The sequence below is a fragment of the Hoyosella subflava DQS3-9A1 genome (assembly GCF_000214175.1).
GTDB classification, from domain to species: Bacteria; Actinomycetota; Actinomycetes; order Mycobacteriales; family Mycobacteriaceae; genus Hoyosella; species Hoyosella subflava.
In genome coordinates this window covers 914,011-940,461 of record NC_015564.1, presented here as the reverse complement: position 1 = coordinate 940,461, position 26,451 = coordinate 914,011, and the positions used below count along the sequence as shown (strand labels likewise).

Here is a 26,451-nt window from a genome sequence, read left to right as displayed (position 1 = left end):
ACCATGCTCGTGGGCCGCGATACCGAATTCGCTGAACTCCAAACGTACGTGGAGCAGGCACGGCTCGGGCGCAGCTCGGTCGTTGTGTTGCGGGGCGAGGCGGGTATCGGGAAGTCCGCTCTGCTGGACGAGCTCGCCGCGGCCAATCCAGACGTCCGCACGGTCCGTGCCGCTTGTGTGAAGTCGGAGAACGCGATCCCATTCGCAGCCCTGCACATGCTTGTACATCCCTTGCGTGCGGGCATTGGCGGACTGCCCGCTCCGCAAGCGAATGCGCTTCGCGCGGTCTTGGGGACTGCCGAAGCCGGGGGCCACAATGATGACGGGCGAGCAGCCAGCGATCGGTTCCTTGTGGGGCTCGCCTTACTGACTCTGTTGTCGGATGTCGCCGAAGAGCGTCCGCTGCTGTGCGTCATCGATGATGCGCACTGGCTGGATCAAAGTTCCGCTGAGGCCTTGCTTTTCGCCGTCCGCCGACTCAGAGCCGAACCGATCGCGCTCGTCTTCGGGGTACGAGAAGGTGACGCACCCGAGTTCCCTGCCGATGGTCTCCCAGAACTAACACTGAGTCCACTGGCCGCCGAAGCCGCCGCAGCACTGCTGGACCGTCGTAAAGCTTCACTCACGCCCGAGCAACGCGAAACCCTGATCGCCGATGCGCGCGGAAACCCGCTTGCCCTCCTGGAACTTCCCGCGAACGCTGATGCGGAACCCTCCTCACGCTTCCTCCGCCTGAAAAGCGCTTTCGCAGAACGCATCCGTGCCCTCCCAGCCGCCACGCAGACTGCACTCGCCGTCGTTGCATCGGATGACACGAGCCGGGCTTCGGTGGTCCTTGCCGCTATCAGTGAGCTTGGCAATTCCCCATCGGACCTTGCACCAGCTGAGAAAGCTGACATTATTTTCGTGCGCGATGACCGCGTCGAATTCCGGCACCCACTGCTGCGCGCAGCCGCCTACTATGCGGCCCCCATCACGACCAGAACCGACAGTCATCGGGCACTAGCGAGCGCGCACCAAGCATTGGGCGACCATTGTCACTATGCGTGGCATCTCGCGGCCGCCGCCACGAAACCCGATGACCACGTCGCCACGGTGCTCGCGGAAGCTGCGCAACCCAGAGGGAAACTTCAGCACAACGCTGCAACATCGCAGATGCTCGAACGTGCCGCGGAACTGACCATCGACACGCGTCAGCGTGCAGAGCGGTTCACCCTGAGCGCCCAGAGCGCCGCATCTGCCGGGCAATTCGAGCGCGCCGAACGGTTAGCCGAACAGGCCGCCGACTATGCGCAAGATCCGCTGCAGCTCGCCGACATTGCTATAGTGCGTGCTTCAGTCCTCGATGACCAAGACCAGCCAAAGCTGGCACACCGGCTGCTTTCCGACGCTGCTGTGACAGTCGCGCCGCTGGACGGCGAATTCGCTGGCCACCTGCTATTTCGAGCTGCCCGCTCGGCTGCCAACGCTGGAGATCTCGATGTCCTTGCGCGGATAGCGGAACGCGCTATAGACATGCACCTACCTAACTCAGGTGCTGTCACGGCGCTCGCCAGCGCGTTCAACTCTCAGCACACCTTCGTTGCCAGCGAAAGCGAGGATCCGCTAGCCACGCTCGTAAACATGCTTGATGGCTGCGGCGAAACAACCGAACTACTCGAAATCGGATGGTGGCAGCTGCTGCGTGGAAGGTTTCACGATGCGCACGACCTCGCGCAGATGGTCGAGTCGCGTGCTCGAGGCGATAGCGCGGCGGGAATGCTCGCTGCAGCTTTGCCTCTGCTGGCGCGGACGCAGCTCATCCTCGGGCAGCTTGACGACGCTCAGGCCAGCGCCGAGGAAGCCGCCACGATTTCACGAGATATCGGGGCCCGGCGTCACGGTCTGTACGTGTCGAATGTGTTGGGACACATCGCAGCAATCCGTGGGGACGTAGAAGCATGCATTCGCAACACCGAGGAACCGTTAAGCCGCAATATCGCACCAGGAAATATGCACGCTCTAGGTGCGCGGAGCCTCTTGGACCTCGGCCTCGGCCGCTACGAAAACGCGTTCACCACCCTCCAAACGATGATGAGCGGCGCGGGACGGCAGGGCGCGATCGCGAGCCTCCCAGACCTGATAGAAGCCGCAATGAGGTTGGGTGACAACACTTCTGCCATCGAGGCGCTCGAGTGGTTCGACGCCTGGGCGCTGCGACTGAACCAGCCATGGGCCGAATCCGCCGCGCTGCGGTGCCGCGCACTGACCGCGGCTGACTCTGCGGCTGGCGTTTACTACGCACAGTCAGTCCGATTGCACACCTCCCCCGGACCGCCGTTTGAGTATGCGCGCACCAACCTGCTTTACGGTGAATGGCTGCGACGCCAGCGTCAGACGACAGAAGCGCGCGTGTACCTGCGCCGAGCAGCTGACACCTTCGCGCGGATGCGCGCGAACCCCTGGCAGGAGCGCGCGAACGCCGAATTGCGTGCCGCTGGTGGGCGGATCGAGAGCCAGCCTGGCGACGATAAGACCAGCACACTCACCCCGCAGGAGCGTCAGGTCGTTCGCCTCGCTGCTACAGGGCTCAGCAACCGGGACATCGCCGGGCAGCTGTTCCTGAGCCCGCGCACGGTCGGTTACCACCTGTACAAGGCATACCCAAAGCTCGGTGTCACGTCGCGTGGAGAACTGGCCACGGTGCCGGAGCTGGGTTGACCGATAAGTCACCTCCGTCTGGTGTGTCTGTTTTTGTCAGGGGTGGTGGGTAGGTTCGTTCGTATGTTCGATTTGCTGGTGGGGGCGCTGGATGGTGTCGGGGTGCAGGATTTCGGGGAGCTTGATGATGCGGGGGTGATCGCGGCGGCGGGGGTGTGGCATCGGCTGGAGTCGGTGGTCGCGGAGCGGAAGTACGCGGCTGCCGCGGAGTTGTTCCGCCGGTACCGGGCGCGGGAGGACGAGCAGGGCGGGTGGGTGCTGGATGCGTATGAGCAGGCGGAAGCGGAGATCGGTGCCGCGCTGGGGCTCAGCCGCCGCGCGGCCGGGGATGTGGTGAATTTCGGGGACGCGCTCGCCGCGCGGCTGCCGCGGTTCCGGGAAGCGGTCGCGGCGGGGCTGGTGTCGGTGTATCAGGCCCGTCAGGTCGAGGTCGCGACCCGGAATGTGACCGGGACCGCGATCGGGGCGGTTGAGGAGCAGATCCTGGCGCGGGTGCTGGCCAGGGGTGGTACCGCGTCGGGGCGGCGGTTACGGGATCTCGCGGACCGGGTGATCACCGCGGTGGATCCGGACGGGATCCGGGTGCGGCGCCAGCGCGCGCAGGACGAACGGTATGTGGAGGTCTCCGCCGCGGAGGACGGGATGGTGCATGTGCTGGCCAGTCTGCGCGCGGACGAGGGACGGTTCCTTGATGCGCGGGTCACGGAAATGGCGAAAGAGGTCTGCGCGCAGGACCCGCGCCCGTTCCCGGTGCGCCGCGCGGACGCGCTGACCGCGCTGGTCCATGGTGAGCCCCGCCTGGCGTGCCGGTGCGGCAGCACCGGCTGCACCCAGCGCGGTGCGCTGCCTGCCCGCCGGAAACCGGTCGTGCACGTCATCCTCACCGACACCGCACTGACCGGGCAGGACCAGAACACCCCGGCGTATCTCGACGGGTACGGCATCATCGACAGCGCCCTCGCCCGCGAGATCGCCGCCCACGCGATCATCCGCCCCCTCACCCCCAGCCAGACACACCCCGCAGGTCCGGCTGATCCGCCTGTGCCAGGCGATCCGGTCCCGTCTGCCCCGGCCTGCCAGGACGACGCGGCGCTGACGTACCGGCCCCGCCTGCAGGTCGCGGACCGGTCCCGCGCCGAGCACGGCACCTGTCAATGGCCGCACTGTGACCGGGCGGCATGGGACTGCGACCTCGACCATAACGATCCGTTCAACCACACCGACCCGGAAGCCGGGGGCCGCACGGTCGCGGCGAACCTGGGCCCGCTGTGCCGCGGCCATCACCGGATCAAAACCTTCTGCGGCTGGACCTTCACCCCCAGCGGCGACCGCACCATGGTGCTGCACGCACCCAGCGGACTCACCTACACCCTCTACCAATCCGGGCCCGTCGAACTGCTCACCGGCACACCACCCGCGTTCCCCAGCCCGAACACAGAACCCGCGGGACTACCGAAAAAAACCCGCACCCGCACCCAACACCGCGCCGCCCGCGCCCGCACCGAACGCGGCATCAACCACGCCACCCGCTGCCACAACAACACCACCACCAGCACCGAACCACCCTTCTAACACCAACACACCCCACAACCCGGCCGGAAACACCCCACCCGCCGGGCACACACCCACACCCAAAAAACAGCGGGCCCGACTACTGGGGAGCAAGCAGGCTTTCAATGCAAACTGGGGTAAGTACCTCGGGCGACATAGGGACCCACCCACGGGTCTCGTCCTAGATTGAGCAGTGGAGGCAGCATCGTGACTGCGGGCGCTATTACGCGAGCTCAGGCACTCGCCTACCGCGCCCACGTCCATGACCTAAACGCCAGCGGAACCGGGACGGTAGCCCTGCGAACAGGCCTGCAAGACTATCCGCCCGGGCGCAGCGCGGGTCTCGCATTCGAGCTGCGAACCGGCAGGGCGCCCAGTTCGGAGACAGTGCTCTTTCACTCGGTACGCGGAGCACTCCATCTCCACGACACGGCTGATTTGCCGCTCTACGCATCTGCGCTGCGCACGACCGAAGCTCGTGATCTTGCAAGGCAGTCCATCGGACCATTCGCATCAGAACTGAGCGACAATGGCCTTGGCTTTCCAGCTGCACTGGACGAGGTCGCGTCCGCGATGCGGAACGTCATCGCCGACGTCTCACGTCCAACGAAAGGTGAGCTCAGCAGCAGGGTCACCCCACTGGTTAACAGCCACCTCACGCCGTGGTGCTCAGGCTGTGGTGCGGCACACGTGCACGACCATTTGTTCCGCATGGCTACCCTGCAAGCCGGTTTGGTTGTCGAACTCGCACCAGAATTGCCGAGCCAGTTCCGTTACGCCGCCGCGAAGCAGTTCGACCGGACGCGGCAACGATCGGGCGGTTCTTTGATTCTGCTGACGTCGCTGTTGCGTGAACCACCGCGTCATTGCCGACGCCTTCGAGCACTCGCTACCGCCAGCGGCAAGGTGAGAATCGAGAGCAGTGCCGCGGCAAGCATCGCCACAGAGAAAGTCGCCTGTGCTGCGACGATGCCGATTAGCAAGGCCCCAATACCAGTCCCCGCATCGAATCCGATATTCCACACCGCGCTCGCCATCCCATACCTTTTGCGACCAGCGGCGGCGAAAGTGTCAAGGAGGGTGAGGTTCTGCAGTGCCCCGTAGGAGATTCCGACAATCGCCATCCCAACAATCAGCCCTGCCGACTGCAGTGCACCACTCCCCTGCACTGCCCAGGCAATGAGCGACAGTCCCGCGGCTGTGAGCCCTATCAGCGGCGTAACGAACAGCCGTGTCCCGTAACGGTCTGCGAATGCTCCGATGAGCCAGCGGCTCAAGGCGGAGATGACTGTGAACGTGAGCAGGCTGGTGAAAACGAGCGTGGGGTTCGGCGTCATTTGCGGCGTGAACGTCAACAGGGCGCCACCGGCCGCAGTCACTGCAAGGAGTATCAGCATGGGACCGAACATCTGGATCGGGATCCGCACCCGCCGGCGTGTCCCGTGCGTAGTCCTGTCGTCGGCCTCGCGGCTGGTGGAGGTCACATGTCGCGCGACAGGGCCAGCCAGGAACCATCCAATCAATGGGCATGCGCCGGCCACGAAGACGAGGGCGAAGCCGATGTTGTCGGCAACCCAGGGCGCCGCCGGGATCAGGATGGCTTGTGGCGCGGCGATTGCGAGGCCATAGGCACCGATAGCTTTGCCACGGCGTGCTGGGTGAACGAGTTCAGCAACAGCGATGGCACCGCAGACAGTGAGCACTCCGAACCCGAAACCGCGCGGTACCGCAAGCGCGAGCGCACCCGCAAAACTCAGCGGGAGCAGGTGCAGCAGGGACGGCACACCGAGAAACACCATGCCGAGTTTCCACGTGATGTTCCAGCCGATGCGGCGGAGCGCGAACGGCACCAATACCTGTGTCAGCACAGTGCACAACATGAGCAGTGCATTGACGGCACCTGCTCCTGCTGCGTTCCCGCCCGTCGTGACCACCCACAGCGGCACGGTAGGAAAGAGCAATGCGTGGCCGCTGAAACCGAATGCGGTCATCACGAGCAGAGCAGGCATACCTGGCGCGGTCCACACCGGACCCGAGGAAACTTCCCGCCGTGCGCCGGACTGGCCCTGCTCTGCGTTGCGATCCGCCTCACCCATTGCCGTGAAATCGTACGCCAGCCACCACACTTTTGTGTCGGCCACACTGTCCACGGCAGTGGTGGCTGACCCAGAAATGTGGTGGCCGCGCAACGATCGCGCAAGGCCACGCTAGGTGCGCGCAACGATCGCGCTAGGTGCGCAGCACCAGCCCGCTGGTGGGAACTCCGGTTCCTGCCGTCACCAGCACATGCTCCACTGAGTCCACCTGGTTGACGGCAGTCCCCCGCAACTGCCGGACGGCCTCGGCGATCCCGTTCATTCCATGAATGTAGGCCTCGCCTAGTTGACCACCGTGCGGGTTGAGCGGCAGCGAGCCGTGTAGTTCAAGAGTGTCGCCGCTGATGAAATCCCGCGCTTCCCCACGGCCACAGAATCCGAGCTCTTCCAATTGCATGAGCACATACGGTGTGAAGTGGTCGTACAGGACGGCAACATCGACGTCCCCTGGGCTGATTGCGGACTGCTCCCACAGTTGTCGCGCCACCACGCCCATTTCGGGCAAACCGCTAATGGTGTCACGGTAGTAACTGGTCATGATGTACTGATCGTGGCCGCTGCCCTGGGCCGCCGCGGCGACGCGCACGGGCACTCTCGGCAGATCACGTGCGCGCTCAGTGGTGGTCACCACGAGCGCAACCCCACCATCGGATTCTTGACAGCAGTCCAGCAGGTGCAGCGGTTCCGCGACCCACCGCGACGCCTGATGCTCCTCCAAAGTGATCGGCTTGCCGTAGAACCAGGCGTTCGGATTGGACGCTGCGTGCTTCCGGTCGACTACGGCGATCCTTCCGAAGTCCTCACTGGTGGCACCGTACTCGTGCATGTACCGGCGTGCTCCCATCGCGACGGTGGCTGCCGGCGTCGCGATCCCCATTGGGTAGTGAAAGCTGTTGTCCACTCCCGACGTGTTCACCTGACCTGCGGCAACGGAGGACACCTGGCCGAAGCGGACGCCCGAGCGCTCGTTGAATGCCCGGTACACAACGACGACTTTGGCGACTCCGGTCGCGACGGCCATCGCGGCCTGTTGCACTGTTGCTGCTGCGGCGCCGCCGCCGTAGTGGATTCGGCTGAAGAACGTCAGTTCGGGGATACCGAGTTCGCGAGCGACCGCGATCTCGGCGTTGCTGTCCATCGTGAACGTGACGAGCCCGTCTACATCAGCGGGCGCCAGACCTGCATCGTCAACGGCGGACCGGATGCACTCGACGGCGAGCCGCAATTCGCTGCGACCGGAGTCCTTCGAGAATTCTGTCGCACCGATTCCCACGATCGCGGCTTTGTTCGCAATCGTCATTGACCATCTCCTTGCGGCACGGCGATCTGGACCGTCCCAGTGATGTGATCGCCGAGGCTGTCTCTGGCTCTGACCTCGATCACAAAGCGCGACTCCCGGCCGACGACGGTCTCCTCGGCCACTCGTCCGCTGAACGTCAGCGTGTCATTCGCATAGCACGGAACACCCAACCGGATATTGATGGAACGGACCAGCGCCTCAGGGCCAGCCCAGTCCGTGACATACCTTTGTACGAGGCCGTTGTCGGTGAGGATGTTCAGGAAGATGTCTTTGGTGCCGCGCGCGACTGCAGCGTCACGGTCGTGATGCACGTCTTCGAAGTCACGCGTCGCGATGGCAGTGCTGATGATGAACGTAGGTGTCGCGTCGACAACTAGTTCGGGCAGCTCCATTCCGATGGAGATCTCCGCTGCCGTCAGGGTTTTCATGCCACCTCCCACGCTGGCAGGGTCACGTCGTCGTCGATGCGGAGGAACACGGCTCGGACGCTCCCGCCGATTTTGACGTCTTCCGGAGCGACGTTGATGAGCTCACCGAGGACACGGACTCCCTCGTCGAGTTCGACGAGCGCCACCACGAACGGGGTCTTTTTCCCGGGCACTTTCGGATGGTGGTGGACGACAAAGCTGTACACCGTTCCAGTGCCACGGGCCACGATGTAGTCCGGGGTGGCCTCGAGGTCACCGTTCGGTGCGACCGCGCCGGGCGGGTGCCGCAGTTCGTCGCCCCATCGTTGTATGCGCAGCTCGCCTTTTTTCGTTCCTTCCCAGAAGAACGCGGTGTCACGCGAGATCACCGGTCTGAGCACGCTGGCCGCGTACTCAGGCGCATCGATGATCCGCGCTGAGCTCTTGGGGCGGAACTTCAGGACACGAAACACCATCTCCGCCACTGGCTCTTCTCCTACTGACCACGTGGTCACAGTGGTGACGAACCAGCCTGGACCGAGCGCTGTCTCCTTGGGACCATTGATGTCTCGCAGTTTCGTTGATGCCGTAACACGCTCACCCGGACGCAGGTAACGGTGATAGGTCTGCTCCGTGTTCGTACCAACGACGGAGGTGAAACCTTCTTTGTCGAGAGCGGCGAGCATCGCCCCGAGTGGATCGTCGGCGTTGCGTTTCCCGTGCAGGCCCCGCATCGTCCACACTTGCGCCATCGCTGGCGGTGCAACGACCCCGCCGTGGATCGACGCCGCGGCGAAATCGGGGTCGGTGTAAACGGGATTGTTGTCGCCGATGGCTTCGACCCAGTTGTTGATCATTGCCTGGTTGACGGGGTCCCGGGCAGCCACGGGTGTAGAACTGCCTTGCGCCGCAATTCTTTTTGCTGTTTCTCGAATGTCAGTCATCGAATCACCCGGGGCAGACCAAGTCCCATCGTGGCGATCAGTTCTCGCTGAATTTCGTTCACGCCACCTCCGAAGGTCAGCACAAGGTTTCGTTTCGCGGTGATGTCGAGCCACTCGGCGAGTTCCACAGTCGCGGGGTCGTCGAAGTTGCCGTAGCGCGCGACGATTTCCTCCAGTGACGCACCGATCTTCTGAATCTGCTCGGAACCAAAGACTTTCGTTGCAGACGCATCTGCGACGTCGACTGCCTGGGATGCATCGGCTGCTGCGACCTGCCAATTAAGAAGTTCGTTGATACGCAGGGCCGCCTTGGTTCTCGCGAGCGCGGCGCGAACATCCGAATGCTGCACAAGGTCATTACTGTGCGCCCACTCGCGAACCCGGTCATACACCGCCCCGATACGTCCGGCGGGACCAAGCATGACCCTCTCGTGATTCAGCTGGGTGGTGATGAGCTTCCAGCCCTTGTTTTCCTCGCCCACGAGCATGGAGCTCGGCACCCGAACGTCGTTGTAGTACGTCGCGTTGACGTGATGCGCACCGTCGCACGTGATGATCGGTGTCCAGCTGAAGCCCGGGTCGCTGGTATCAACGATGAGGATCGAGATACCTTTGTGTTTGGGCGCTTTCGGGTCAGTCCGAACAGCCAGCCAGATGTAGTCGGCGTCGTGCGCGCCCGTGGTGAAGATCTTCTGACCGTTAACGATGTAGTAGTCACCATCTAGTACTGCGGTGGTGCGCAGTGCGGCAAGGTCGGTGCCCGCTTCAGGTTCCGTGTATCCGATTGCGAAGTGCACTTCGCCCGCGAGGATCTTCGGCAAGAAGCGTTGCTTTTGTTCCTCGGTTCCGTATGTCTGCAGGGTGGGGCCCACAGTCTGCAGGGTGACGGAAGGCAATTGCACGTCGGCGCGGGTGGCTTCGTCAACAAAGATGTGCTGTTCGATGGCGCCGAATCCATGGCCGCCGAACTCTCGTGGCCAGCCCACGCCTAGCCATCCGTCCTGCCCCATCCGGCGAACGATATTCCGGAACACCGGACCGTGGCGTTCCACGCGCATCTCGGCGCGCTCATCCGCAGTCACCAGGTGCGTGAAGTAATCGCGCAGGGTGGCTTGCAACTCGCGCTGACTCTCTGTGAGGTCGATGTGCACGGCTAGACCCCCAATCTTTCACGCTGCTGCTCGGCGCCGCCGAGCATCCGGGCCACGTCTTTGAGGACGGAATAGTGCCGGTGCAGTGGGTATGACATGTCGACGCCAACGCCACCGTGCAGGTGGTGACAGGTACGCAGCGCAGGCAGACCTTCGGCGATGAGCCAGTAGGCGGCGATCGTGAGATCGTCGTCAGCGGCAAGCCCAGATGCAAGGCGCCAGGTTGCTGCTTTCAGCGCCAGATCCGCAGTGCGCGCCGCTATGTAGACATCGGCGATCTGCTGTGCGACAGCCTGAAATGTCGCGAGCGGCTTACCGAATTGCGCTCGCGTGCCGATGTGGTGGGTGGTGAGCTCCAGGGCCCCCGCTAGTGCGCCGCAGCCAACAGCTACGGCACCGAGGGTTCCGGCGCCGCGAAGCCATTCGACGGCGTCAGTCGACACATCTGCACCGAGTACCTCGGCGGTCGCGTTCACGAACCGCATGATGTACTCGGGGGCACCTGACGACGAGGGCACCCGGTGCAACGAAACACCCGTGCCGTGCGGGTCCACGAGGAAAACACCGGACCGTTCACCGACTTGTGCTGGCACGAGAACACGCCGCGCCTGCTGCGCATACAAGACAGCAGCGGTGCGTCCATTCAATAACCATTGATCTTCGCGCGTCGCGTGCACGCTCAACGCTCCGGGCAATTCCGCGGTGAGAACGGCGTTGCCGGCCGCCACGTCAGGCAATATCTCCGCCTTCTGTTCGCGGGTCCCGAAAGCGCATAGCGGCAGCACCCCCATTGCGAGGGTCGAAAGAGCGGGAACGCGCGCGCCGGACTTGCCCACTGCGGAGAGGACGACACTGAGTTCAGCGATTCCCAGGCCATCACCTCCGAGGTCTGTCGGCATCGCGAGCGAGAGGAGCCCCGATTTGGCGAGCGATGCCCAGAGCGCGTCATCGAAGTCTCCGGCTTCAGCAGGGGCAATGCCTTCCCCGTGAGCCTTCTGCAGCACTGCCTCGGTCAGCCCAAGGATGTCCCGCTGGATGTCATCGAGATCAAAGTCCACGTACCAGCTCCGTTTCACACCGGTTCGGCTACTGCAAAAGTGTAACACGTTCTAGTATTGTTTTAATCACCCTGTTGGAAAGTGAGAACCCCGAGGAGGGCACGTCGCATGAGTCAATACAGGACGCCGCTCAGCGGTGCAGGGTGGCGTCTCATCGAGCGGCGGATCGCCGTGGCCCCCACTATCGACATCCCTGCTCCAGAGCCGATCACTCTGCCTGGACGTGGGGAAACAGCGATCTTCGACATTGGTCCGCGCGGCGCTGAGCCGATCATTCTCCTCCACGCGCTGTCCTGCACAAGCCTATTGACGTGGTACCCATCGCTTCCGCAACTGTCACGCAAGTACAGGGTGATCGGCCTGGATCAGCGGTGGCACGGCGCGGGCATCAAGTCCAACACGTTCTCCCTTGAAGACTGCGCTGACGATGTTGCCGCACTCGGAACCGAACTTGGCCTCGAACGCTTCACCGTGGCTGGTTACTCGATGGGCTCCATGGTCGGTCAACTCGTCGCGAAACGCCACCCGGATCGCCTCACCGGCCTCGTCCTGTGCGCGACGACCAGAAACGTGCGCCGCAGAGACCACATCGCATTCGACGCGTACATGAGGGTGACCGCTCGCATGCGTCCGCGTCCGCACCGGCGCGAACGGCCCCGCCTCAGCGACGGGGGCCACCGCTGGCTTTACAGCGAGTTCCGACGAACCACCTTCTCGGCCAACATCGCAGCGATCAACGCGATCGCCAACTTCAATTCAGCCTCCTGGCTGCATCAATTGCGCACCCCCACGGCGGTGGTCGTGATGCGCCGCGACCGTGCAATACCGCCACGGGACCAGCGAGCCGTCGCGAGATCTATTCCCGGCGCCGTGCGGTTCGACGTTGACGCCGGACACGCCGGATGCGTCTTCTCACCCGAACAGTTCGTCCCCGCGCTTACCGCTGCCTGCGACTGGGTACACAGCTAACGGTTATTGCTCCTCGGCGCATCGTTTGAGCTCGGCGAGCGCCTCCGGTACGGCATCGGCCAGCGGCCACACATCGGGCGCAAGATTCGCCGCCGCGATCACCCCGAAGTCGACCTTTCCCTCGCGTGAGATCACGGTGATGTTCAGTCCCGCGCCATGGAAAACCGGCCCGAACGGATACATACCGGTGATCCGGGCCCCCAAAAGGTACAGCGGCATCGGCGGACCAGGGACGTTCGACATCACCAGGTTGTGCACGACGGGATGCCGCTCAGCAAGGCGGAGCGACGAGTAGGCACGCACCGCAAGCCCTAGCGTGCCGAACGACGCGAACTGCGCAACATCCTGGAGCAGGTCCGCGGGAACCATAGCGTGGTGCTCCTTCGCTTGCCGGTTCGCTTCGCCGAGGAAACGGAGCCGCTCCGCCGGATCCTCGATGTGCGTGGGCAAGGACGAAAAGATCGAGGAAACCTTGTTGGCGCCTTCATCCTGACGTTGCGACCGTCCCCGCACTGAGACGGGGATCGTGGCAAGCAGCGGGATGTCTGGAAGTTCCCCACGCTCGGCGAGGTACTTCCGCAGCGCACCGGCACAAATCGCGAGGATCACATCGTTGACCGTCAGCCCGAAAGCAGTCCGTACTGCCTTGATATCGTCGAGATCCACTGCGCAGTAGGAGATGCTGCGCCGCCCAGTGATCGTGGCGTTGAATGAGGTGCGTGGTGCGGTGAAGGGAATTCGCATCCCCTCGTTCCGCACCGCCTTCATCACGAACTTGGGGATCGGCCGCGCGGCCTCCGCTACTAGGCGCGCAACACTCACGGGCCTGCTTGCGATACCAAGCACCCCGTGCGCGAGGAGTTCCACCGGCCCCGGCGGTCCTGGGTTCTCGCGCTGCTCCTGCGGCAGTTCGGGCAGCGGTGAATCCGGTTCCAGACCGGAGAGGTACGCCATCAGCGTCGCTCCGCTGACCCCGTCAATCCCTGCGTGATGCATCTTCCCGATCAGCAGGAGGCTCCCGTCGGCACTCCCCTCGACGACGTAAAACTCCCACAGCGGCCTCCGGCGAGACATCGGCTGACCCGCGACATGGGCGCAAAGTTCGGCGATTTCCTCACGACCGCCCGGCGCGGGCACAGCAATGCGATGAACGTGGTGCTCAATGTCGAATTCGTCGTCCTCAATCCACACCGGATGATGCATGTTGAAGCGTGGGTTGTACAGCTTCCGGCGAAAAACCGGGATGTGCCGTGTGCGCTCCTCCAGGGTCGATTTCAGCTTCGCGAAGGTGTACCCGCCGGGGATTGTCTCCGGGTCAAGGGTCACCAGCGCGCACACATGCAGTAGCTGCGAAGAAGTCTCGAAATACAAAAAGCTGGCGTCGAGCCCGGTGAGGCGCTGCATGGATGTACCTTCCGCGAAATGGCGTGGTAGTTAATCTATCTGGGGAGGCCGAGAATTCGCTCGGCTGCGACGTTGCGGAGAATCTCCGTGGTTCCACCGGCGATGCTCAGACATCGAGTCAGCAAAAACTCATGCTGGATGCTGCGCGCAGTTTCGGAGTCTGCGACCGCGCCCTGTACACCAAGCATCTCGAGTGCTGTCTCAGCGACATCCTGACGATGTGCCACTCCGATGAGTTTGCGTACGCTCGACTCCGGACCGGGCCCTCTGCCGTCGAGTTGGCTGACGACTGCTCGCAGATCAAGCACGGCGCACGCGACGCTGTCGACAACCAGCGCTCCCACGGCGGCATCTCCGCTCAAGTCCGCGAGTCCGAGGAGTCGCTCAAGACTCTCACCCAGCGTGGCGCTGCCGCTCATAGCGACTCGCTCGTTCGCGAGCGTTGTCCGCGCCAGCTTCCAGCCCGATCCTTCTCCCCCAACGACGCATTCGTCGGGCACGAACACGTTGTCGAGGAAAACCTGGTTGAACCGCTCTTCGCCCGTGATCTCTCGCAGCGGACGAATCTCGATCCCGGCGCTCTCCATGTCCACCAGGAAAAACGTGATGCCTTTGTGTTTGGCGGCGTCCGGATCAGTGCGGGCGAGGCAGATTGCCCAATCCGCGTCGTGTGCCAGCGACGTCCAGATCTTTGAGCCCGTCAACAGCCAGCCACCATCGGCCCGCACGGCGCGTGTCCGCAACGACGCCAGATCCGATCCTGCCTCTGGCTCGCTGAACAACTGACACCACGTCACCTCACCGAGCAGGGTGGGCCAGAGGAATCTCTCATGCTGTGCAGCGGTGCCGTGCTCCATGATCGTTGCCGCCGCCCACCCGCCGATCACCAGGCTGGGGCGAGTTATCCCCGCAGCATCGAGTTCCCTGTCGATGACGATTTGCTGGGCAGGCGTGGCACCCAATCCGAACGGTTTCGGCCAGTGCGGCATGAAGTACCCCGCTTCGACTAAACGCCGACGCTGCTCCGGACCTGGACTGGCAGCGATAGCCGCGACCTCGGAGCGGATGTCATCGACATCGACCTCGACAGCGCTGAGATCGATGTCGATGCGCCGTCGAACACCGTTTCGCGCAAGTTCTGACACGCGTTGCTGCCAGAACGCACTGCCCCCGAGCAACTGCCGCAGCGCCACGGCACGCCGCAGGTACAGGTGGGCGTCGTGTTCCCACGTGAAGCCGATGCCGCCGAGTACCTGGATACAGTCCTTCGCGGTGTCCACCGCGGCGTCGAGGGCACCTGCCGCGGCAACCGCGGCACTGAAGGTGAACTGCTCCCCACTCTGGTCAGCGGCGCGTGCCGCATCCCACGCTAGTGCTGCTGCCTTCTCCGTCCGGCACAGCGATGTCGCACAGAGAAGCTTGATGGCCTGGAAGGAGCCAATCTTCGCGCCGAACTGTTCGCGAGTGCGCGCGTATTCAGCCGCGGTCGCGAGGCACCACGCCGCCACACCGGCGGCCTCCGCTGCCGCAAACATCGCGGCAACGTCGCGAACTCGCCCTGTCGCAAGTTCTGGAATGACTGCGGCAGGGGCTAGGACGGCGCCATCGATGTCGACATTGCCGACCACAGTCGACAAGTCGAACGCCTGCAGCTTAGTGACGTGCACGTCGGCTGTCCCCGGCGGAATGAGGACCCACACTTCCCCCTCGGCGGTGACGATCGGCGCCAGAATGTAGGACTCCGATGTGGCACCGGGCACGAACTCAAGGCTTCCTCTCAGCACGAGTTCCGTGCCCCCACTGCTCTCGGCACGCAAAACCCCATGCGAGCCTATTGCTACTGCCGCGGTCGCGCTCCCCTCGACGAGTTCGGGCACCGCCTCCTTGGCAGCTGGGGCATCCGGGGCGCGTCCCAAGAGCGTCGCCGCGAGGAGCGTTGTAAAGACGGGTCCCGGCGCAAGCGCCGTCGCGGCAGCTTCTAGCCCCGCAGCGGCGTCCGTGGTAGTTCCGCCTGCGCCACCGAGCTCCTCGGGGACAGCCACGCCGAATAGCCCGAGCGACGCGAGCGCGGACCATCCGGACTGGTAATCGCCGGTACGTGCGGCATCGATCGGATGGGCCCGCGCCGCCCAGGTTCGCACTGCTTCCGTCAGCGCCCGCTGGGTGTCAGTCGTCGCAATTGGCACACGTCCTCCTTGTCGTGGTTCCGCGCCGTTTCATAGTAGAACGTGTTCTATATAATGGCTAGAGTCTAGACCGTAAAGGCAGTCGCACTACAGCTGCGCTAATCTTGATCAATAGTTCTGAACATGTTCTCTTATCGACGCCGCTAACAGGAGCGCCGGATGCCACCACGCACGCGAAACAAGACGACCGCACCAGGGGCAGCCGAGTCAGCCAACGGAACCGGATCCGCCGCCCAGCGCGAGCGGCGCAAGCGCATCCTCGACGCCACCCTCGCGCTGGCAGCCAAGGGCGGATTCGAGGCCGTACAGATGCGCGCGGTGGCCGAGAACGCCGGCGTGGCCCTCGGGACGCTCTACCGCTATTTCCCCTCGAAGATCCACCTGCTCGTCGCGGCGCTCGCTCAGGAGTTCCAGGTGGCAGGCGAGAAACTCGACCGCAGCAAGATCCCTGGGGAAACCGCCGCCGACCGTCTGCTCTACGTGTTCGAACGGAACACGACCGCGATGCAGCGCAACCCGAATCTGACCGAAGCCATGGTCCGCGCGTTCATGTTCGCCGACACAACCGTCGCGCTCGAGGTCGAACAGGTCGGCCAGCTCATGGAGGACATGTTTGCGCGCGCCGCAGGCATCGATAACCCCACCGAACACGATCGAGCGATATTTCACCTCATCGCCGACACCTGGATGGCTAATCTGATCGCGTGGGTCACACATCGCGTTTCCTCGGCAGACGTCCATCACCGCATCGAGCTAGCCGTTCGCCTGCTTCTCGACAAAGAATAGATCCGGTTCTTCTTTACGCTCCGCTTCTCGCAAGATTCGGCGCTAAAGCCGCGTCTCCCGCCCATTTCTTTGACACAAGAACGTGTTCTACATAGTATTGCCTGGATCACAGCACGCACGGGAGCGAGGGCGATGAGTACAGCCGCTGGTGTACCGCTCAGAGCTGTCGGTGACTTCTTCGGTTTCGTCGCCCAGACAGCACGCGCGCTGGTACGACCGCCTTTTCAGGCTCGCGAGTTCGTCGATCAGGCCTGGTTCATCGCGCGGGTCTCACTCGTCCCCACCCTACTGATGGCAGTACCTTTCACGGTGCTCGTCACTTTCACACTCAACATCCTGCTCCACGAAATCGGTGCCGCTGACCTGAGCGGTGCCGGTGCTGCTTTCGGTGCGGTCACCCAGGTCGGCCCGATCGTCACCGTCCTCATTGTCAGCGGTGCAGGTGCTACGGCGATTTGCGCGGATATGGGTGCGCGCACGATCCGTGAAGAAATCGACGCGATGCGCGTGCTCGGAATCAGCCCGATCCAGCGTCTCGTTGTTCCCCGCGTCCTCGCCTCGACGCTCGTGGCACTGATGCTCAACGGACTGGTGTGCACCATCGGCATCCTCGGCAGCTACGTCTTCTCGGTGTATCTGCAGGACGTCAACCCGGGCGCATTCATCGACGGTCTCACGCTGCTCACCGGCTTTTCCGAGCTCATGATCTCCGAGCTTAAAGCCGCGATGTTCGGCATGATCGCGGGCCTTGTCGCCTGCTTCCTCGGCCTGAACGTCAGCGGCGGGCCGAAGAGCGTGGGCGCTGCAGTTAATCAGACGGTGGTCTTCGCGTTCATGGCGCTCTTCGTCGTCAACGTGGTCATCACCGCGCTCGGCATCAAGATCACGGCGGTGTAGGAATGGCAGCATCGAGAGAAACTGAGGCAGCCGTCTTCGCCGCACGCTTTCCCAAAACAGCCCGGCGCGGGAAGCGCGTTTCCGGCGCGATCGACACCATCGGCGATCACGCGATCTTTTACTTCAAGGCACTCGTATATGGACCGCGCGCTGTCATGCATGCACGGCGCGAAACCGTCCGCCTGATCGCCGAAGTCGGTATGGGCACCGGGGCCCTCGCGATCATCGGCGGGACCGTCGTGATCATGGGTTTTCTGACGATGTTCGCTGGGGGCACCATCGCGGTGCAGGGCTTCAGCTCGCTAGGAAACATCGGGATCGAAGCGCTGACGGGCTTCTTCTCGGCGTTCATCAACGTCCGAATCGCTGGTCCCGTGATCGCGGGCGTAGGCCTGGCCGCAACGATTGGCGCGGGCTGCACCGCGGAACTCGGCGCAATGCGCGTCTCCGAGGAGATCGACGCCCTCGAAACAATGGCCGTCCCGTCTCTCCCCTACCTGGTGAGCACACGTGTCATCGCCGGAATGATCGTAATCCTGCCGCTCTATTCGCTTGCCATCATGGCGTCCTTTTTTGGCGGCCGATTTGTGACAGTTCACATTTACGGCCAGTCACCCGGACTGTACGACCACTACTTCACCACCTTCCTCAGGCCCGTCGACCTCATATGGTCCTTTGGTCAGGTCTTGGTGATGGCAATCGTCGTGATGCTGATCCACTCGTACTACGGGTACTACGCATCAGGCGGTCCAGTAGGAGTCGGCGTAGCGGTCGGCAAAGCAACGCGCGCTTCCCTCGTCGCCGTCGTGACGGTCACGTTGATCATCTCGCTCGCGGTGTACGGTTCATCGCCCAGCCTGGACCTGACGGGTTAGGTGCACAGTGGGGGAATCAAGTAAGCAGAAGAAGTTCGCCGCACTCGGACTCGTAGGTCTCCTCGCTGCAATCGGGATCCTGACGTACGCGATGTTCACGGGCCGGTTCACCGCAACCGAACCGGTGACGGTCTTTTCGTCCCGTTCCGGGCTGGTGATGGCGCCTGACGCCAAGGTGAAGCTCCGAGGCGTCGATATTGGTCTAGTGCGCGCCGTCTCCGAAGTACCCGGGGGCGCCCAGCTCGAGCTCGACATCTATCCCGCACAGCTGGAAATGCTGCCCCAGAATGTCCGCGTCGAGATCAGCGCGACAACGATCTTCGGAGCGAAGTACGTGCATTTCATCGATCCCGAAGACCCAGACCCCACGCCCCTCCCGGCCGGTGCCACCATCAGCGCCGACGCCGTCACAGTAGAACTGAACACCGTCTTCCAAAACCTCACCGAGTTGCTGCAACGCATCGAGCCTGAAAAGCTGAACTCCACGTTGGGCGCGATTTCCACCGCGCTGCAGGGACGCGGCCAAGAAATCGGGGACCTCATCACCCGCTCGCACGCGTACCTCGGAGACATCAACCCGAGTCTGCCGGACCTGCACAACACCACCGCAGCGAGCGCGGAAGTCACCGAGCTTTACGCCAGCGAGATCGACAATTTCCTCAACGTCGTCCGAAATACGACTGGCATCAGCGGAACAATCGTCGATGAGGAACCCAGCCTCGATGCGCTGCTCCTCGACATTATTGGCCTCGCCGACACCGCCAACAGCGTCGTCTCGAGTTCGGAGGACGACATCACCACGGCGCTCAGCTTGCTACGGCCCACGACACGACTGCTCGACAGGTACTCGCCTGCGCTCAACTGCATCATCGAAGGACTCGACAACGCCCGCCCGATAGCGGAAGACATCTTCGGTGGAATGCAGGAGGGTATCGCCTTGAACTCCGGGTTCATGTACGGGGCTGAGCCGTACACCTATCCGAATGACCTTCCTAAGGTCAACGCCAGCGGCGGGCCCAACTGTTTCGGCCTCCCGAACCCGACGCCCGGAGCGATACCGAACTATCTCGTCACAGACACCGCGAATACCCCGTATCTGCCCAGTACACGCCTCATTACTGACGCCCCCCGCGTGTATCAGATCATGTTCGCTGGCATCCCGGGGGTCGGCGAATGACCTCACGTGGCGCAGGTATCAAGATGCTGATCTTCAGCCTCGCTATGGGGCTGGTTTTCGCTGGACTGGCGATCGTGTTCAGCGAGGTCCGCTTCTCAGCCACCGAACCGTACTCAGCAACGTTCACCAGTGTGTCCGGGCTGCGCCCTGGTGACAAAGTACGCATCGCCGGGGTCCAGGTCGGCACAGTTCGTGATGTCCGCGTCGAAGAGGACAATCTCGCACACATCGACTTTCGCGTCGAATCGCGCTATTCACTTCTCACCAGCACCAAAGCCACCGTCCGGTACGAGAACCTCGTCGGCGACCGCTACCTGGAACTGCTCGAGGGACCCGGTGCCACGGACACGCTGACACCAGGTGGCGCGATACCCGTGTCGCAGACATCGCCAGCGCTGGACCTCGACACGCTGCTCGGCGGGTTCCGGCCGCTGCTGCGCGCGCTCGATCCCGACGAAGTCAACGAACTGTCGTATGCATTGCTCAATGTCTTCCAGGGCCAAGGCGACACGCTCGTGTCGCTCCTGGGCAGGTCGGGTTCCTTTACCCAGACCCTCGCTGACCAGGATGAGCTCATCGGCAGCGTAATCAGCAACTTGACCGCCACACTCGAGATGCTCGAGCAGCGGGACGACCAGTTCTCCGACACGATCGGCCAGCTGCAACGACTTGTCTCGGACCTTTCCGAAGACCGTGATCCGATCGCGGGTGCCGTGCCGCGGCTCGCGCAGGCAACCGGGAACCTCGCGGAGCTCTTCGAGTACAACCGGCCGCCAATCCAGGAGGTACTCGCGGAAACCAACCGGACCGCCACCCAACTCGACGCAGGCCGGGACGAGATCCAGTGGGTCCTCGACAATCTGCCAGAGACGTATCGCATGCTCACCCGAATCGGCTCGTACGGCTCATTCCTGCAGCTATATGTGTGCTCGGTGCAAGCGAAGTTCACCGGTCCGGAGGGCACCGAAATCATGGTCCAGCTTCCTGGCGCTCAGGTGACAGGGAGGTGCGCGCCATCATGAGTGTTCGCAAGCCAATGCGGCCGGAAATCAAGGGCATCATCGGGATCGTCGTTACGATCGTAATCGTTGTCGCCGCACTGCAATTCGACAACATCCCGCTGTTCCGGTCGGAGGCCCACTACACCGCCAACTTCGCCGACGCGGGGGGGTTGTTGCCTGGCGATCCCGTCGAAGTGGCCGGCGTCAAAGTCGGCGAGGTCGACACCGTGGAACTCGACTTCGACAAAGTTCTTGTTTCGTTCACTGCGAATAGTTCGCTGCAGTTCGGTGATCGCACATCCGCAGCGATCAAAACCAACACCATCCTCGGCCGAAAGTCGCTGCACGTCCTCCCTGAAGGTCGCGGAACTCTCAGCGCTGAGGACACAATCCCCCTCGACCGGACCACGTCCCCCTATTCGCTGAACGACGCACTTGGCGATCTGAGCACCACAGTTCATGATCTCGACACTGACCAGCTGGCAACAACTTTTGATGCTATGGCTGACTCGCTGACCGACACTCCACCGCACGTACGCGCCGCTCTCGACGGTGTTAGCCGACTCTCCGAGAGCATCGCGGCCCGCAACGAGGAACTTTTGGCCCTGCTCGCTTCCGCCAGCACCGTCACCGGGGTGCTCGACGAACGGGCCGACCAGATCAACAGCTTGCTCGTGGACGGCAATCAGTTGCTCTACGAACTCGATCTGCGGCGGTCCGCGATCAGCGAACTGATCACCAACACTTCCGCGCTCGCCCAGCAGCTCACCGGACTCGTGCGCGACAACGAACAGCAGATGGGTCCCACGCTTGAGCGGCTCAATTCGGTGCTCGCGCTGTTGCGGGAAAACGACGACAACCTCAAGCGGGCGATCGACGGGCTCGCCCCCTACTCGCTCGCCCTCGGTGAGCAGGTCGGAAGTGGCCCGTATTTCCAGGCTTACGTCTCCAATTTCGGGTCAGGGAAGCTGCTGCAGGGTCTCGTGGATGCACTGGTGTGGCCGGAGAACGTCCCTAACGATCTGCGCCACTACCTCCTCGAGCCTCCGCCATCAATCGAAATCCGGGACGGTGAACGATGAGGGAAATACCGTTCGCGTCGCACTTCAGCAAGAAGCGAACAATCGTTGCGGGCATCGTCGTGTGCGTGGTCCTCATCGCCGCAATCGCCGTGCAGCTCTCGCGCGGTGATCGAACCGAGATCGCGGCCCTTTTCCCGTCAACCACCGGACTTTATGTCGGTGACGACGTGCGAGTGCTCGGCGTGACAGTTGGGAAGGTAGACGAGATCGAACCGCACGACGGCGCGACACGCGTCACCATGTCGATCGATCCGGAGGTCATGATTCCTGCGGATGCGTACGCCGCGATCATCGCGCAGTCGCTGGTATCGGGACGGTTCATCCAGCTTGGGCCCGTCTACACCGGCGGGACACCGTTGGAGGACGGCGCGGAGATTCCGCTTCAGCGGACGACAGTGCCCGTCGAATGGGACGACATCAAGACGGAACTCAGCAGTCTCGCAGGTGCACTCGGTCCGGTGGATGACGACACCGATGGCTCGTTCAGCCGCGTCATCAGCACGGCGGCAGAAAACCTCGACGGCAATGGGACTGAATTGAACCGTGCGCTCTCCGAGCTCTCGCGGAGCATGGCGACACTAGCTGACGGACGGCACGACCTGTTCGCCAGCGTTCGCAACCTTCATCGATTTGTCGCGGCGCTGTCTGGTGCGAATGACCAGATCGTTCAATTCGGGGGACGGCTCGCGTCGGTTTCAGACGTTCTCGCCAGCAGTTCCGATGCGCTCGGGGGCGCTCTCGACGATCTCGATATCGCGATCGGTGATGTGCACGGTTTCGTGTCAGACAACCGCGCTGCTCTCGCCGAAAGCGTCGACCAGCTCGCACACACCACCGAAGTGCTGGAGTCGAAACGTCCAGAAATCGAGCGGGTACTGCACAGCGGCCCAACATCGCTGACGAACTTCTATCAGATCTACAACCCCGCTCAGGGCACCTTGACTGGCGCGATCGCGCTGAACAACTTTGCGAACCCCGTGAATTTCCTGTGCGGTTCAGTTGAAGGGCTTCAAGCCAACCAATCGGATCACAGTGCGAACCTGTGTGTGCAGTACCTAGCACCGATCCTGAACTCGCTCGCCCTCAACTATCCACCGCTGCTGTTGAACCCTGCTACCGGGGTGCAGGCGTTCCCAGAGCAGATCCAGTACAGCACGCCCGAACTAGCTGGCCGGGTTCCTGCTGAGCCGCCCGCGGCGCCGGCACCGGCCCCGAGTCAGGTCCCCCGCGATCTCGCGTCGCTGCTGATGCCGGGAGGTAACTGATGAGGATCACCCGCAGTCACCTCGCTCGCGCCATCGTCCTGCCAACCGCACTGGCTGTCACCTTGACCGTCTCCGCGTGCGAGTGGCAAGGCATCAACTCGCTGGAGCTGCCGGGCGCCCCCGGCACTGGAGGCGATTCGTACTCCGTTCGCATCGAAATGCCCAATGTCACCACATTGACCCGCAATTCGCCGGTTCGGGTGAACGACGTCGCCGTCGGTTCCGTCACTGGCATCGAAGTGCAGGACTGGCAAGCCATCGTCACGGTCTCCATCGAGGATGGAGTTGTCCTCCCCGCCAACGCGACGGCGAAGATAGGCCAGACCAGCCTCCTTGGGTCCACGCACCTCGAACTCGCTGAGCCGGTGGACGAACTGCCCGAAGGCAGGCTCGGCGATGGTTCCCTCATCCCGCTCGAACGTGCGGGCGTCTACGCTACGACGGAGCAAACCCTGTCGGCGCTGTCTGTGGTGCTCAATGGCGGCGGGCTCGCCCAACTCCAGGACATCACGCGGGAACTCAACCTTGCGCTCGGCGGCAATGAAGCAGAAGCCCGGGAACTCGTCGGCCATCTCGATGAACTCGCCGCCGGCCTCGACGAGCAGCGCCACGACATCATCGACGCGATGTCCGGCCTCGACCGGCTCACCCACTCGCTGGCCGCGGAAACGGACACCATCTACGCCGCGCTGGACGAGATTCCCCCCGCACTCGATGTGCTCATCGAACACCGCCCCAACCTGACCCAGGCGCTGATTTCGCTCAGCGAACTCGGGGACACGGCCACGCGGATCACCGAAGAGTCCGCGGAGGACCTGCAAGCCAACCTCGAGAGCGTCGTGCCTATTCTCGAGGCTCTCGCAGATAGCGGCAATAGTCTGACCGACGTCCTCAGCTTGATGTTCACGTTCCCCTTCCCGATGAAAACCGTCGGCAACGCCGTCAAAGGTGACTACGCGAACCTGATGATGACGCTCGACCTCACTGGTCCGCGAATGGACTCCAACTTCCTCACCGGTGGGCCGCTTGGCGGTTCGCTCGGCGGAGTCGAAGGAACTCGTGGTAGCGCGTCAGGGCAGGTGAGCGGGCGATGATGCTCACCACGTTTGCCCGCGCGCAGCTCGCGATTCTCGCGATGCTGTCAGTGATCGGTATCGTCACAGTCTCAACGGTGTATATCAGTTTGCCCGCGCTCGCGGGTGTGGGCCGCTACGACGTCACCGTGGAGTTCGAGGGGTCTGGCGGCCTGTACCGGCACGCGAACGTCGTTTACCGCGGAACCACTATCGGTGAGGTACGCGGCGTCGAACTCACCCCGGAGGGAGTGGCCGCGCGGCTCTCGGTCAGTAGCAACTACAGCGTGCCCGCCGACCTCAAAGCGACAGTCCGCAGCGTGTCCGCGGTGGGTGAGCAGTACGTCGACCTGATACCGCAAAGCACCGGTGGAGAACGTCTCGCGCACGGCGCCGTCATCCCGGTCTCGGAAACGGAACTGCCGCAGGACGTCGGGCCGCTCCTCGACCAGCTCGATCGCATGGTCGACAACATCACCGGCGCCGATCTGCAACTCGTCGTTGATGAAGCGTTCGATGCGTTCGCAGGTGCGGATTCGGATATTCAGCGGTTGATCGATTCGGCTAGCCTCCTCCTCGACGAAGCGGAGCTGCACACTTTCGAAACGCAAGAACTGCTCGCCCAGGCTGGACCGCTTCTCGACACGCAGGTAGCGAGCGCCGACGACATCCGGGCGTGGACGCGCAATCTGTCAACGTTCACGCAGCAACTCCGGGAAAGCGACGCGGCACTGCGCTCGGTGATCCGGCAGGGACCCGGAGCCGCGCAAGAAGCTAACATGCTCTTTCAGGACATTCGGCCGACACTTCCGATCCTGATGGCGAACATGGTCAGCTTCGGCGAGGTTGGCGTGACTTATCATCCAGGAATCGAACAGGTCCTAGTCACTTTCCCGCCACTGATCGCAGCGCTGTACCGGGCCGCCACTGGCGGGCCGCGGGACGAAGGCGCCCTCGTGGACTTCCACCTGCAGCTGAACGATCCACCGGCCTGCACGACCGGTTTCCTGCCACCAAGTGAACGCCGATCCCCCGCAGACTTCACCACACCGGACACGCCGCCGGGCCTGTTCTGCCAGGTCGCGCCGGAAGGCCCGGAAGCGGTTCGCGGTGCACGCAACACGCCCTGCATGGAAGTGCCCGGACGCCGCGCCCCGACACCGGAACAGTGCCGGACCGGGTACACACCGCTGGGGACGAATCCACCGCTCGGGGACCCCGCGCCAGTCACCCAGGGAACAGTGACGCCAAGCACCTACGATCCGCGTGCCACCGCCCGGCCGTACGACACGTCAACCGGCCTGTTTACGGGACCGGATGGGCGAACGTACAGTCAGCCAGGTCTAGCTGGACTCGACGCGGGTGACAGCACCGACTGGAAAACCATGATGATCAACCAGCAGGGTCTATGAACACGATCGAAAACGACGAGCACACTGCCGGACGCCGCACGCGGCGGCGGGCGATGCGCCCGGCAGGTCCACCCGGCGCCGCCCCTGATGCCGCAGCTGACATGACGGAGCGGGCGGAGGTTCAGCAGGCACCCCCCAAGTCCAGAGCCAGGACTATCACGCTCGCGGTGGCCCTCGTCGTCATCGTCGGTCTTGGCGCTGCAGCTGGGTATTTGTTCTTCCAACTGCGGGCCGCGGATGCCCGTGATGCGCAGCGTCAGGACTACTTGCAGGCCGCGCGGCAAACGGTGCTGAACCTGACGAGCATCACCCCCGAGACAGCGCGGGATGACATTGATCGAATCCTCGCCACGGCCACGGGTGAGTTCGAGCGCGAATTCGACGGGCGCATCGACCCTTTCGTCAGCGTGGTTGTCGAAGCGAATGTCGCCACTGAAGGGGAAATCATCGAAGCTGGGCTCGAAAGCGAAACAGACTCAGGCGGAACAGTTCTCCTCGCTGCCCGCACCTACGTCACCAACGTCGCTCAGACTGAACCCCAGCCGCGTGACTTCCGCCTGCGGGTGTCGATCGTCGAGGAAGACGGAGTGATGAAGACATCGAACGTGGAGTTCGTCCCATGAGCCGGTCACAGGTCCTCATCACCGTCGTCGCGGGCGTGCTTGTCGCGATGATTGCACTCGTGGCGTTTCTCGGTTACCGGGTGTGGGAAGACAACACTTCGGAGCAGGCGCGCGAGCAAGCGGTCCGCGCGGCGAGTGAACAGGCCGTGGCCATTCTCGGCTACGACCACAACACTGTCGAGACCGAATTGCCTACCGCGGCCGAAGGACTCACCGGCAGCTTCCGGGACGAGTACGAGACGCTGATCCGCGAAGCCATCATCCCCGGAGCGCTTGAGCAGGAACTCAGCGTTGACGTGTCGGTGGCAGGGACGTCGATCGTCTCCGCAACAAAGGACACCGCTGTAGTGCTGTTGTTCCTCAATCAAGTCACCACCAGCAGTGAGAGCCCGCAGGCGGCACTCACAGGCAGCCGTGTGCGAGCGCATATGGAGAAGTCCGGGGAGCAGTGGCTCATGGCGGGCCTCACCCCGATCTAACTCCAGACCCATCTT

The 26,451-nt window shown here is 63.2% G+C and carries 22 protein-coding genes and 1 pseudogene; 15 read left to right on the top strand and 8 right to left on the bottom strand.

From position 1 onward, the window contains the following. The first annotated feature begins 3 nt into the window (after positions 1-3). The 3 genes and pseudogenes from AS9A_RS04420 to AS9A_RS24940 all read left to right on the top strand — a co-directional run. Positions 4-2,700: a helix-turn-helix transcriptional regulator gene (locus AS9A_RS04420; protein WP_013805714.1), complete on the top strand. Its 2,697-nt coding sequence runs from the start codon at positions 4-6 to the stop codon at positions 2,698-2,700. A gap of 63 nt (positions 2,701-2,763) precedes the next feature. Continuing rightward, positions 2,764-4,272: an HNH endonuclease signature motif containing protein gene (locus AS9A_RS04415; RefSeq protein WP_013805713.1), complete on the top strand. Its 1,509-nt coding sequence runs from the start codon at positions 2,764-2,766 to the stop codon at positions 4,270-4,272. 186 nt (positions 4,273-4,458) lie between these two features. Beyond that, positions 4,459-5,037: pseudogene (locus tag AS9A_RS24940) on the top strand (hypothetical protein); the annotation flags it as partial. Positions 5,038-5,114: 77 nt separating this feature from the next. On the opposite strand, the gene AS9A_RS04410 reads toward AS9A_RS24940, so the two are convergent. The 6 genes from AS9A_RS04410 to AS9A_RS04385 all read right to left on the bottom strand — a co-directional run bounded on the left by AS9A_RS04410 (position 5,115) and on the right by AS9A_RS04385 (position 11,207). Next, entirely contained in the window at positions 5,115-6,392 is a 1,278-nt protein-coding gene (locus tag AS9A_RS04410; protein WP_202798185.1) for an MFS transporter, read from the bottom strand. A gap of 88 nt (positions 6,393-6,480) precedes the next feature. Beyond that, complete coding sequence (locus tag AS9A_RS04405; RefSeq protein ID WP_013805711.1) at positions 6,481-7,647, bottom strand: lipid-transfer protein; 1,167 nt, start codon at positions 7,645-7,647, stop codon at positions 6,481-6,483. Next, positions 7,644-8,075: a MaoC family dehydratase gene (locus AS9A_RS04400; RefSeq protein WP_013805710.1), complete on the bottom strand. Its 432-nt coding sequence runs from the start codon at positions 8,073-8,075 to the stop codon at positions 7,644-7,646. Before AS9A_RS04400 ends, AS9A_RS04405 begins: the two co-directional genes overlap by 4 nt. Continuing rightward, positions 8,072-8,998, bottom strand: coding sequence for a bifunctional MaoC family dehydratase N-terminal/OB-fold nucleic acid binding domain-containing protein (locus tag AS9A_RS04395; protein WP_041450864.1), 927 nt, complete (start codon positions 8,996-8,998; stop codon positions 8,072-8,074). Before AS9A_RS04395 ends, AS9A_RS04400 begins: the two co-directional genes overlap by 4 nt. Then, on the bottom strand, positions 8,995-10,149 hold the full coding sequence (locus tag AS9A_RS04390; RefSeq protein ID WP_041450863.1) for an acyl-CoA dehydrogenase family protein: 1,155 nt from the start codon (positions 10,147-10,149) through the stop codon (positions 8,995-8,997). Before AS9A_RS04390 ends, AS9A_RS04395 begins: the two co-directional genes overlap by 4 nt. A gap of 2 nt (positions 10,150-10,151) precedes the next feature. Then, complete coding sequence (locus tag AS9A_RS04385; RefSeq protein WP_013805706.1) at positions 10,152-11,207, bottom strand: acyl-CoA dehydrogenase family protein; 1,056 nt, start codon at positions 11,205-11,207, stop codon at positions 10,152-10,154. 108 nt (positions 11,208-11,315) lie between these two features. On the opposite strand from AS9A_RS04385, the gene AS9A_RS04380 reads away from it, so the two are divergent. Next, positions 11,316-12,176, top strand: coding sequence for an alpha/beta fold hydrolase (locus tag AS9A_RS04380; RefSeq protein ID WP_013805705.1), 861 nt, complete (start codon positions 11,316-11,318; stop codon positions 12,174-12,176). 3 nt (positions 12,177-12,179) lie between these two features. Here AS9A_RS04380 and AS9A_RS04375 read toward each other — a convergent pair whose 3' ends face one another. Together AS9A_RS04375 and AS9A_RS04370 are read right to left on the bottom strand one after the other, a co-directional pair. Continuing rightward, on the bottom strand, positions 12,180-13,580 hold the full coding sequence (locus tag AS9A_RS04375; RefSeq protein WP_013805704.1) for a WS/DGAT/MGAT family O-acyltransferase: 1,401 nt from the start codon (positions 13,578-13,580) through the stop codon (positions 12,180-12,182). Positions 13,581-13,615: 35 nt separating this feature from the next. Further along, on the bottom strand, positions 13,616-15,766 hold the full coding sequence (locus tag AS9A_RS04370) for an acyl-CoA dehydrogenase (RefSeq protein ID WP_013805703.1): 2,151 nt from the start codon (positions 15,764-15,766) through the stop codon (positions 13,616-13,618). 159 nt (positions 15,767-15,925) lie between these two features. Here AS9A_RS04370 and kstR point away from each other — a divergent pair, with 159 nt between their 5' ends. The 11 genes from kstR to AS9A_RS04315 all read left to right on the top strand — a co-directional run bounded on the left by kstR (position 15,926) and on the right by AS9A_RS04315 (position 26,436). Continuing rightward, positions 15,926-16,552 (top strand): cholesterol catabolism transcriptional regulator KstR, encoded by a 627-nt coding sequence (gene kstR, locus AS9A_RS04365; RefSeq protein ID WP_013805702.1) that lies wholly within the window; start codon positions 15,926-15,928, stop codon positions 16,550-16,552. Positions 16,553-16,684: 132 nt separating this feature from the next. Beyond that, positions 16,685-17,449: an MlaE family ABC transporter permease gene (locus AS9A_RS04360; RefSeq protein WP_013805701.1), complete on the top strand. Its 765-nt coding sequence runs from the start codon at positions 16,685-16,687 to the stop codon at positions 17,447-17,449. A gap of 2 nt (positions 17,450-17,451) precedes the next feature. Continuing rightward, positions 17,452-18,324, top strand: a complete 873-nt coding sequence (locus AS9A_RS04355) for an MlaE family ABC transporter permease (protein ID WP_013805700.1) — start codon at positions 17,452-17,454, stop codon at positions 18,322-18,324. 7 nt (positions 18,325-18,331) lie between these two features. Further along, positions 18,332-19,501: an MCE family protein gene (locus AS9A_RS04350; RefSeq protein ID WP_013805699.1), complete on the top strand. Its 1,170-nt coding sequence runs from the start codon at positions 18,332-18,334 to the stop codon at positions 19,499-19,501. Continuing rightward, on the top strand, positions 19,498-20,523 hold the full coding sequence (locus tag AS9A_RS04345; protein ID WP_041450862.1) for an MCE family protein: 1,026 nt from the start codon (positions 19,498-19,500) through the stop codon (positions 20,521-20,523). Before AS9A_RS04350 ends, AS9A_RS04345 begins: the two co-directional genes overlap by 4 nt. After that, complete coding sequence (locus tag AS9A_RS04340) at positions 20,520-21,584, top strand: MCE family protein (protein WP_013805697.1); 1,065 nt, start codon at positions 20,520-20,522, stop codon at positions 21,582-21,584. Before AS9A_RS04345 ends, AS9A_RS04340 begins: the two co-directional genes overlap by 4 nt. Continuing rightward, positions 21,581-22,849 (top strand): MCE family protein, encoded by a 1,269-nt coding sequence (locus tag AS9A_RS04335; protein ID WP_013805696.1) that lies wholly within the window; start codon positions 21,581-21,583, stop codon positions 22,847-22,849. The genes AS9A_RS04340 and AS9A_RS04335 overlap by 4 nt, the downstream gene beginning before the upstream one ends. Continuing rightward, entirely contained in the window at positions 22,849-23,943 is a 1,095-nt protein-coding gene (locus AS9A_RS04330; protein ID WP_013805695.1) for an MCE family protein, read from the top strand. The genes AS9A_RS04335 and AS9A_RS04330 overlap by 1 nt, the downstream gene beginning before the upstream one ends. Then, positions 23,940-25,334 (top strand): MCE family protein, encoded by a 1,395-nt coding sequence (locus AS9A_RS04325; RefSeq protein WP_013805694.1) that lies wholly within the window; start codon positions 23,940-23,942, stop codon positions 25,332-25,334. The genes AS9A_RS04330 and AS9A_RS04325 overlap by 4 nt, the downstream gene beginning before the upstream one ends. Then, positions 25,331-25,957 (top strand): flagellar basal body-associated FliL family protein, encoded by a 627-nt coding sequence (locus AS9A_RS04320; RefSeq protein WP_013805693.1) that lies wholly within the window; start codon positions 25,331-25,333, stop codon positions 25,955-25,957. Before AS9A_RS04325 ends, AS9A_RS04320 begins: the two co-directional genes overlap by 4 nt. Then, the gene (locus AS9A_RS04315) at positions 25,954-26,436 is read left to right on the top strand and encodes a hypothetical protein (protein ID WP_013805692.1); all 483 of its coding nucleotides are present in this window, start codon (positions 25,954-25,956) and stop codon (positions 26,434-26,436) included. Before AS9A_RS04320 ends, AS9A_RS04315 begins: the two co-directional genes overlap by 4 nt. Positions 26,437-26,451: the final 15 nt, after the last annotated feature.

Bases quoted from the DNA above. Each gene is read 5' to 3' on its own strand.
- AS9A_RS04420 (WP_013805714.1), top strand. From the start codon at position 4: ATGCTCGTGGGCCGCGATACCGAATTCGCTGAACTCCAAACGTACGTG.
- AS9A_RS04415 (WP_013805713.1), top strand. From the start codon at position 2,764: ATGTTCGATTTGCTGGTGGGGGCGCTGGATGGTGTCGGGGTGCAGGAT.
- AS9A_RS04405 (WP_013805711.1), bottom strand. From the start codon at position 7,647: ATGACGATTGCGAACAAAGCCGCGATCGTGGGAATCGGTGCGACAGAA.
- AS9A_RS04395 (WP_041450864.1), bottom strand. From the start codon at position 8,998: ATGACTGACATTCGAGAAACAGCAAAAAGAATTGCGGCGCAAGGCAGT.
- AS9A_RS04315 (WP_013805692.1), top strand. From the start codon at position 25,954: ATGAGCCGGTCACAGGTCCTCATCACCGTCGTCGCGGGCGTGCTTGTC.
- AS9A_RS04400 (WP_013805710.1), bottom strand. From the start codon at position 8,075: ATGAAAACCCTGACGGCAGCGGAGATCTCCATCGGAATGGAGCTGCCC.
- AS9A_RS04375 (WP_013805704.1), bottom strand. From the start codon at position 13,580: ATGCAGCGCCTCACCGGGCTCGACGCCAGCTTTTTGTATTTCGAGACT.
- AS9A_RS04360 (WP_013805701.1), top strand. From the start codon at position 16,685: ATGAGTACAGCCGCTGGTGTACCGCTCAGAGCTGTCGGTGACTTCTTC.
- AS9A_RS04380 (WP_013805705.1), top strand. From the start codon at position 11,316: ATGAGTCAATACAGGACGCCGCTCAGCGGTGCAGGGTGGCGTCTCATC.
- AS9A_RS04355 (WP_013805700.1), top strand. From the start codon at position 17,452: ATGGCAGCATCGAGAGAAACTGAGGCAGCCGTCTTCGCCGCACGCTTT.
- AS9A_RS04320 (WP_013805693.1), top strand. From the start codon at position 25,331: ATGAACACGATCGAAAACGACGAGCACACTGCCGGACGCCGCACGCGG.
- AS9A_RS04335 (WP_013805696.1), top strand. From the start codon at position 21,581: ATGAGGGAAATACCGTTCGCGTCGCACTTCAGCAAGAAGCGAACAATC.
- AS9A_RS04325 (WP_013805694.1), top strand. From the start codon at position 23,940: ATGATGCTCACCACGTTTGCCCGCGCGCAGCTCGCGATTCTCGCGATG.
- AS9A_RS04340 (WP_013805697.1), top strand. From the start codon at position 20,520: ATGAGTGTTCGCAAGCCAATGCGGCCGGAAATCAAGGGCATCATCGGG.
- AS9A_RS04330 (WP_013805695.1), top strand. From the start codon at position 22,849: ATGAGGATCACCCGCAGTCACCTCGCTCGCGCCATCGTCCTGCCAACC.
- AS9A_RS04345 (WP_041450862.1), top strand. From the start codon at position 19,498: ATGACCTCACGTGGCGCAGGTATCAAGATGCTGATCTTCAGCCTCGCT.
- kstR (WP_013805702.1), top strand. From the start codon at position 15,926: ATGCCACCACGCACGCGAAACAAGACGACCGCACCAGGGGCAGCCGAG.